General features: G+C 68.3%; 8 protein-coding genes. 6 read left to right on the forward strand and 2 right to left on the reverse strand.

The genetic code is table 11. From position 1 onward, the window contains the following. Positions 1-355 precede the first annotated feature (355 nt). On the reverse strand, positions 356-1378 hold the full coding sequence (locus ACLML9_RS26810) for a polyprenyl synthetase family protein (RefSeq protein WP_411948119.1): 1023 nt from the start codon (positions 1376-1378) through the stop codon (positions 356-358). A 133-nt stretch (positions 1379-1511) separates the two neighbouring features. Here ACLML9_RS26810 and ACLML9_RS26815 point away from each other — a divergent pair, with 133 nt between their 5' ends. The 3 genes from ACLML9_RS26815 to ACLML9_RS26825 are packed head-to-tail and all read left to right on the forward strand — an operon-like array spanning position 1512 to position 3723. Further along, entirely contained in the window at positions 1512-2783 is a 1272-nt protein-coding gene (locus ACLML9_RS26815; protein ID WP_411948120.1) for a geranylgeranyl reductase family protein, read from the forward strand. A gap of 34 nt (positions 2784-2817) precedes the next feature. Beyond that, on the forward strand, positions 2818-3243 hold the full coding sequence (locus ACLML9_RS26820) for a helix-turn-helix transcriptional regulator (protein ID WP_411948123.1): 426 nt from the start codon (positions 2818-2820) through the stop codon (positions 3241-3243). An 18-nt stretch (positions 3244-3261) separates the two neighbouring features. After that, entirely contained in the window at positions 3262-3723 is a 462-nt protein-coding gene (locus ACLML9_RS26825; protein WP_411948124.1) for a VOC family protein, read from the forward strand. Between the two features lie 79 nt (positions 3724-3802). Here the strand turns inward: ACLML9_RS26825 and ACLML9_RS26830 are convergent, their stop codons facing one another. Then, a complete protein-coding gene (locus ACLML9_RS26830; protein ID WP_030525631.1) occupies positions 3803-4309 on the reverse strand; it encodes a DUF2505 domain-containing protein in 507 nt (168 codons plus the stop codon). 160 nt (positions 4310-4469) lie between these two features. Here ACLML9_RS26830 and ACLML9_RS26835 point away from each other — a divergent pair, with 160 nt between their 5' ends. The 3 genes from ACLML9_RS26835 (at position 4470) to ACLML9_RS26845 (ending at position 6996) form a co-directional block, all read left to right on the forward strand. After that, positions 4470-5033 (forward strand): DUF3592 domain-containing protein, encoded by a 564-nt coding sequence (locus ACLML9_RS26835; protein ID WP_411948125.1) that lies wholly within the window; start codon positions 4470-4472, stop codon positions 5031-5033. 4 nt (positions 5034-5037) lie between these two features. After that, on the forward strand, positions 5038-6180 hold the full coding sequence (locus tag ACLML9_RS26840) for a glycosyltransferase family 4 protein (protein WP_411948121.1): 1143 nt from the start codon (positions 5038-5040) through the stop codon (positions 6178-6180). Positions 6181-6288: 108 nt separating this feature from the next. Then, a complete protein-coding gene (locus tag ACLML9_RS26845; RefSeq protein WP_411948122.1) occupies positions 6289-6996 on the forward strand; it encodes a demethylmenaquinone methyltransferase in 708 nt (235 codons plus the stop codon). The last annotated feature ends 88 nt before the right edge of the window (positions 6997-7084 follow it).

Below are 7084 nucleotides of genomic sequence, written 5' to 3' on the forward strand. Positions count from 1 at the left end.
GGCCTCAACCCCGCGCCGCCGCAGGCGGCGCCAAAAACACAGCACCTTCACGAGCAAGCACGCTTCCCCACCTTCGCGAGCAAGCCCACTTCTCCCTTCGCGAGCAAGCCCACTTCTCCCTCCGCGAGCAAGCCCACTTCTCCCTTCGCGAGCAAGCCCACTTCTCCCTCCGCGAGCAAGCCCACTTCTCCCTCCGCGAGCAAGCCCACCTCTCACCCCCGCAGGCGATTACACTCCCGACTCCGCGAGCGAGCCACCCCCGCCTCCGCGAGCAAGCGCATCCCGCCTTTCACCAGCAAGCCCACCTCTCACCCCCACGGACGTGTCCGCCCCATTCCCCCACCAGGCCGAATACTCAGCCGACCCGTTCGATGGTGTATTGGACCAACTTGACCAGGGCGTCGTTGGCGGGCCCGCCGGGGAGGGCCTTCAGCTCCGTGTGGGCGATATCGGCGTATTCGCGCAACTTTTCCTTGGCGCGGGTCATTCCTCGGGAACGGCCCAGCAACTCCAGGGCCTCGGCTACCTCGGCATCCGATTCCAGGGGTTCCGCCAGGAGCCGGCGCAGACGGTCGCCGTCGGGGCCTTCGTCGCGCAGTGCGTAGAGGACGGGGAGGGTGTGGACACCCTCGCGCAGGTCGGTGCCCGGGGTTTTGCCGGACTGAGCCGACTCCGAGGAGATATCGATGATGTCGTCGGAGATCTGGAAGGCGGTGCCGACGGCGTCACCGAGGCGGGCGAGGCGTTCCACATGGTCGCTGTCCGCGCCGGAGAAGGTCCCGCCGAAACGGCCGGAGGCCGCGATCAGCGAACCGGTTTTCTCCCAGACCACGCGCAGATAGTGGGCCACGGGGTCGCTCTCTTCGCGGGCGCCCATGGTTTCGCGCATTTGGCCGGTGACCAGTTCGGCAAAGGTTTCCGCGATGATGCGGACGGCATCGGGACCCAGGGTGGAGGTCAGCCGGGAGGCGTGCGCGAACAGATAGTCCCCGGCGAGGATGGCCACACTGTTGCCCCAGCGGGAGTTCACGCTCGCCGCGCCGCGGCGCATGGTGGCCTCGTCCATGACGTCGTCGTGGTAGAGCGTGGCCAGATGGACGAGTTCGACCACGGTGCCCGCGGTGATCAGGTCCGGATCACCGGGGCGGGGGCCCAGCTGGCCGGTGAGAATGGTGAACAGCGGCCGGAATCGTTTTCCGCCGGCCTTGGCCAGGTGCAGTGCGGCCTCCTGGAGGAAGGCCGCTCCGGAGGACAGCTCCTCGACCAGAAGTTTCTCTACTTCCTCGAGGCCGTTGCGTACGGTCTCGGCGAGCGCGGGGTCCCCGAGGTCCACCCCCGCCACCACCGTGCCGGCTTCGCTCACAGCAGATGTGCTCATACCTTCTCCCAAGGACGCGTCCGACCCCACGGTGATGAACCTAGCGTGTTCACGTCGGAACGCCCATGAACACCGTCACCCTGCACCGTACCGCCATCGACATCACTACCGACGGCCTGTAACTATTGACCGCATGGGTGCACCCGAAGCCACACCTTCCGAAGTCGACCGGGACGCGCTGCCCGCACACGTCGAGGTGCTGGTGGTCGGCGCGGGCCCCGCGGGTTCGGCGGCCGCGGCGTGGGCCGCGCGCGCGGGACGCGATGTGCTGCTGGTGGATTCCGCGACCTTCCCCCGGGACAAGACCTGCGGTGACGGCCTGACCCCGCGTGCCACCGCGGAACTCGAGCATCTCGGGCTGGGCGAATGGGTGCGGGCACACACCGTCAACCACGGTCTGCGGATGACCGGTTTCGGCGCCGAGGCGCTGTTGCCGTGGCCGGGTGGTTCGTTCCCCACCTACGGCAGTGCGATCCCGCGCACCGAACTGGACGACAAACTGCGCGATACCGCGGTGAAATCCGGGGCGCGGATGCGTGACGGCGCGAAGGTCGTGGCGGTGGCGCGCGACAGCGACCGGGTGACCGGGGTGACCGTGCGGGTGGGGACGGCTTCGCATGAGATCGGCTGCCGCACCCTGATCGTGGCCGACGGGGTGCGGTCACCGGTCGGCAAACTGCTCGGCCGCACCTGGCATCGCCGCTACGCCTACGGGGTGGCGGCGCGCGCCTATATCTCCTCCGGCCGCAGCGACGATCAGTGGATCACCTCGCATCTGGAGTTGCGCAATGCGGAAAACGAGCTGGTACCCGGCTACGGCTGGGTCTTCCCGCTGGCCAACGGCGAGGTGAATATCGGTGTCGGCTCGCTGGCCACCGAACGCAGGCCCTCGCATATCGCGTTGAAACCACTGCTCGAGCACTACACGGAGCTGCGGCGCGACGAATGGGAACTGAGCGGTTCGGTGCGCGCGGTCTCCTCGGCGCTGCTGCCGATGGGCGGCGCGGTCTCCGGTATCGCGGGCCGCAACTGGGCGCTGCTCGGCGATGCCGCCGGCTGTGTGAACCCACTGAACGGTGAAGGAATCGACTACGGCCTGGAGGGCGGGCATATGCTCGCCGGTCTGCTGGACGAGCCCGACCTCACCCGGGTGTGGCCGGAACTGCTGCGCGCGAAATACGGCCGCACCTATTCGGTGGCGCGGCGGATCGCCGGCCTGGCCACCCATCCGCGGATGGTCCCGATCGGCGGCCCACCGGTGATGCGTTCGAAATTCCTGCAGCGCACCGCGGTCCGGGTGATGGGCAATCTGGTCACCGACGAGGACGTGGACCTCACCGCCCGCGCATGGCGCACCGCGGGCCGGGCGTCGATGCGGTTCGACGACCTCGCGCCCTTCTGTTAGGCCGCCGGGGTGGTGCGGCCGGTTACCGCGGGATCTGCTCCCGCATCTGCGGCGGGTCCGTGATCTCGTCGATCGCGAATACGCCCGGCCGCTGGACCTCGACGGTATGGCCGCGGCCGCCGGGGTATCGAAATACCATTTCCTGCGCTGTTTCGCGGCCACCTACGGCAGGACACCCGCGGTGTACCTGGCCGAGCGCCGGATCGAGCGGGCGCAGGATCTGCTGCGGGCCACCAACACCACGGTGACCGAGGTCTGCATGCTCGTCGGTTACAGCAGTCTGGGTTCGTTCTCCCGGAAGTTCACCGAACTGGTAGGGGTTTCACCTTCGGCATACCAGGCGAAATTCGCCGACGGCGCACCCCGCATCCCGGGCTGCTACATCTTCATGCACGGGTTGTCCGATCGCCGCCGCGATACCGCAATTTCGGAGAAGCCCGGCGGGCCGGTCCGCCCATAGTCTCGGACCATGCCTCCGATCATTTCGAATGTCTCCCTGGTCACCGTGTACGTGACCGATCAGACAGCAGCCAAGAACTGGTACATCGAAACCCTCGGCTTCGTGGAGACCGCCGATATCCAGATGGGAGACAACGGTTTCCGCTGGGTGACCGTCGCCCACCCCGACCACCGGGAACTCGAGGTCACCCTGATGCTGCCCGGACCGCCCCTGGACGAGAATCTCGCCGACGCGATCAGCAGATCGCTGGCAGGCGGCAGCCACGGCTCGCTGGGACTGAACACTCCGGACTGTCGTAAGGCCTATGCGGAACTCACCGCGAAGGGTGTCGATTTCGTCCAACCCCCGTCGGAGCGGCCCTACGGTGTGGAAGCGGTTCTCCGCGACAATTCGGGGAACTGGCTGGTGCTGGTCGAGCCGAAGGAGTTCGATCCCACGGCCGCCGCCGCGGCGACGGACCCGACCGGCGCCGAACTCTGAAACCGGCGGTCCGGCCGGCCGAGCCGGAACTGCGTGTGTAAGTCCGGGGCCGCGCGTACCGCGCGGCCCCGGAGGACTGTCAGGCCTCGGCGCGATCTTCGAACCATTTGACGATGTACTTGCGTTCGCTCTCGGCGACCCCGCGCTGCAACTGCTCGGCGAGCGGTTCGATTGCCCCGCCGACCAGCGGAACCTTGACCTTCACCGAACCGGAGATCACCACCTCCGAGCCCTCGGCGGTGGGGCGCAGTTCGTAGGTGCCCTTCATCTCCGAGGGAATGGCCGAGGAGGTGCCTTCGAAGGTCCCCGCCGCGGTGGACCCGTCGAGGGCCTGCCAATTGTCGATACGGGTGACGACCAGTTCGCTCTTGAGCACCTTGCGCACGATGCCGGGGATCTTGTCCTGCCGGACCGTTTCGCTCATCTGGATACGGGCGGTGCCCGGGCCACCGGGGTGGGACAGGTCGAGGGTGGCCGTCGGGGCGCCGGTGAACCGGTCGCGCCACATTTCTTCTCCGGTGAGCGCGGCGTGCAGTTCGGACACCGGGATCGGATAGGACAGCGTGAAGCCGAATTTTCGGGCCATGAGCGCTCACCCTAGCCGACCCCGCTAGCCTGTTGCGGTGCCGGAAACCAGCCGCCGCGGACCGCGCCACCCCGGCTACCCGGGCGACGGTGCGCGCGACGGCACAGCCGGCCCGGCCACGAACGATTCCGGAGGAGGCAGCGTGCCCCAGCAGGCAGAGATGGTCGCGCCGCCGGTCGCGGACCCGGAGCCCGGTGTCGAACCGGTGCGCGCGCCGGACCCGGCCCTCCGATCCGCCCGGGCCGAACGGCTACGCAAGGTGTGCGTCGGCGTGGTGATCACCGCGTTATCGGTGAGCGTGCTGGTGGTGCTGCTGTTCCTGGCCGCCTGGCGCAACGACTATCTGATCGAATCCGATAAGGGTGAAACCACCGGCGAGGTGCTGTCCGCCGGCCGGCTGCGCTCGGCGGTGATGTACGTGACCCCCGACGGCGTCACCCACAATCCGAAGGTCGGTGTGCTCTATCCGACCAACCTCACCGCGGGCGAGCGGATCAATGTCGAATACAGCCGCGCCGATCCCGACCTGGTCCGGGTCGCGGGCCGCGATGTGCGGGTCGCTGTTCTGCCGGCGCTGTCGGTACTGGCCGTCACCTGGGCTCTCACCCTGCCGGCACTGTGGCTGCTGATGCGGGCGGCGACCGGTTCGATGAGTGTTCGCCCGATCTTCGATCCGGCGTCATATCGGCGACGCGTCCCGGGGGACCGCCACCGCTCAGACTGAGCGAGTGCGCGTAGCCATCGTTGCGGAGTCGTTTCTCCCGAATATGAACGGCGTCGTGAACTCGGTACTCCGAGTGCTGGATCATCTGCATCGGCACGGGCACGACGCGCTCGTCATCGCGCCCGATACGCCGCGCGGGCAGCCGCCCGCACCTCGGCACCACGGGCGGTTCCCGGTCCACCGGGTCCCGGCGGTGAGGGTGCCGAAAATCAGTTCGCTGCCGGTGGGCCTGCCACAGCCGGGCGTGGTCGGCGTACTGGACGATTTCGATCCCGACGTGGTGCATCTGGCCTCACCGTTCCTGCTCGGCGCGGGCGGGATGGCGGCGGCGCTGCGGCTGGACCTGCCCGCGGTGGCGGTGTACCAGACCGATGTGGCGGGTTTCGCGAAGAGTTACGGGCTGGGTCTGACGGCCCGCGCCGCCTGGGGCTGGACCCGGCGCATCCACGAGGGCGCGGTCCGGACGCTGGCGCCGTCGAGTGCGGCGGTCGAAGACCTGGCCCGGCACGGAATCCCCCGAGTGCACACCTGGGGTCGCGGAGTCGATACGGTGCGGTTCACCCCGGCCGCGCGCAGCGAAGAGCTGCGCGGACAGTGGCTCGGCGGTACCGGGAAACTGCTGGTCGGTTTTGTCGGCCGGCTGGCCCCGGAAAAGCATGTGGACCGGCTCTCGGTACTGGCCCACGAGCCCTCGGTACAGCTGGTGATCGTGGGCGACGGACCGGAGCGGCAGAAACTCGCCGGTCTGCTCCCGGGCGCGATCTTCACCGGCGAACTCGGCGGCCACGAGCTCGCCCGGGCCTACGCGAGCCTGGACGTGATGGTGCATCCGGGTGAGCACGAGACGTTCTGTCAGGGCGTGCAGGAAGCGCTGGCGTCCGGTGTCCCGGTCGTCGGTCCCGACGCCGGCGGCCCGCGTGACCTGATCGCGCCCTGCCGCAACGGCTATCTGCTTCCAGTGCGGGATTTCACCGAACTGCTGCCCGGCACGGTCGCGGCGCTACGTGATGCGCAGGTGCGCGAACGGTTCGCCGGGGCGGCCCGCAAATCGGTGCTGCACCGCACATGGCCTGCCATCTGCACCGAACTCATGAACCATTACGCCGAGGTGATCGGCACCGGATCCCGGTTGTCACGCTCGGCGTGACCGGATGCGCAGACCGGCCCGTGCCCATCAGGCGTACCTCCGCCTCCGCTGCGGCCATGCGCGGACTGCCGATGGGCCTTGCCCAGCTGTGCCCATTAGGGTCGGGATGTGGTGAAAACACAATCGGTCCGGGCCTCGCTGGACAAACAACCGCACGAGGTCGCGTCGATGTTCGACGGGGTGGCGCGACGATACGACCTGACCAACACCGTGATCTCGGCCGGCCAGGACCGTTACTGGCGCTGGATGACCCGCAAGGCCATCGGCCCGCGCCCGGGTGAGCAGGTGCTCGACCTGGCCGCCGGCACCGGGGTGTCCACCGTGGAGCTGGGCCGCTCCGGCGCGTGGTGCGTGGCCGCCGATTTCTCGCAGGGCATGCTGGCCGCCGGCCGGTTCCGGAAGGTGCCGATGGTCGCCGGAGACGCCATGGCGCTGCCCTTCGCCGACAATTCCTTCGACGCGGTGACCATCTCGTTCGGGCTGCGCAATGTGGCCGATACCGATCTCGCGCTGCGGGAAATGCTGCGGGTGACCAAACCCGGCGGCCGGTTGGTCATCTGTGAGTTCTCCACCCCGATCATTCCGGGGTTCAAGACCCTGTACATGGAATACCTGATGAAGGCGTTGCCGAAGGTGGCCCGGGCGGTGAGCAGTAATCCGGACGCCTATGTCTACCTGGCCGAATCCATCCGGGCCTGGCCGAACCAGCGGCAGTTGGGCCGCCGGGTCTCCGATGCCGGGTGGTCCGGGGTGAAATGGCGCAATCTGACCGGCGGCGTGGTCGCACTGCACCGGGGATACAAGCTCGGCGGCTGAGAAAGTGTTGGGGAACCCGGCGGTGTAAGGGCGTGTCGCTCATGCTATTCGGGGTGTTGGGTCGATGATGTCGGCTGGTGTGCCCGTG

The sequence above is a fragment of the Nocardia sp. NPDC002869 genome (assembly GCF_046764065.1).
Taxonomy (GTDB): domain Bacteria; phylum Actinomycetota; class Actinomycetes; order Mycobacteriales; family Mycobacteriaceae; genus Nocardia; species Nocardia rhamnosiphila.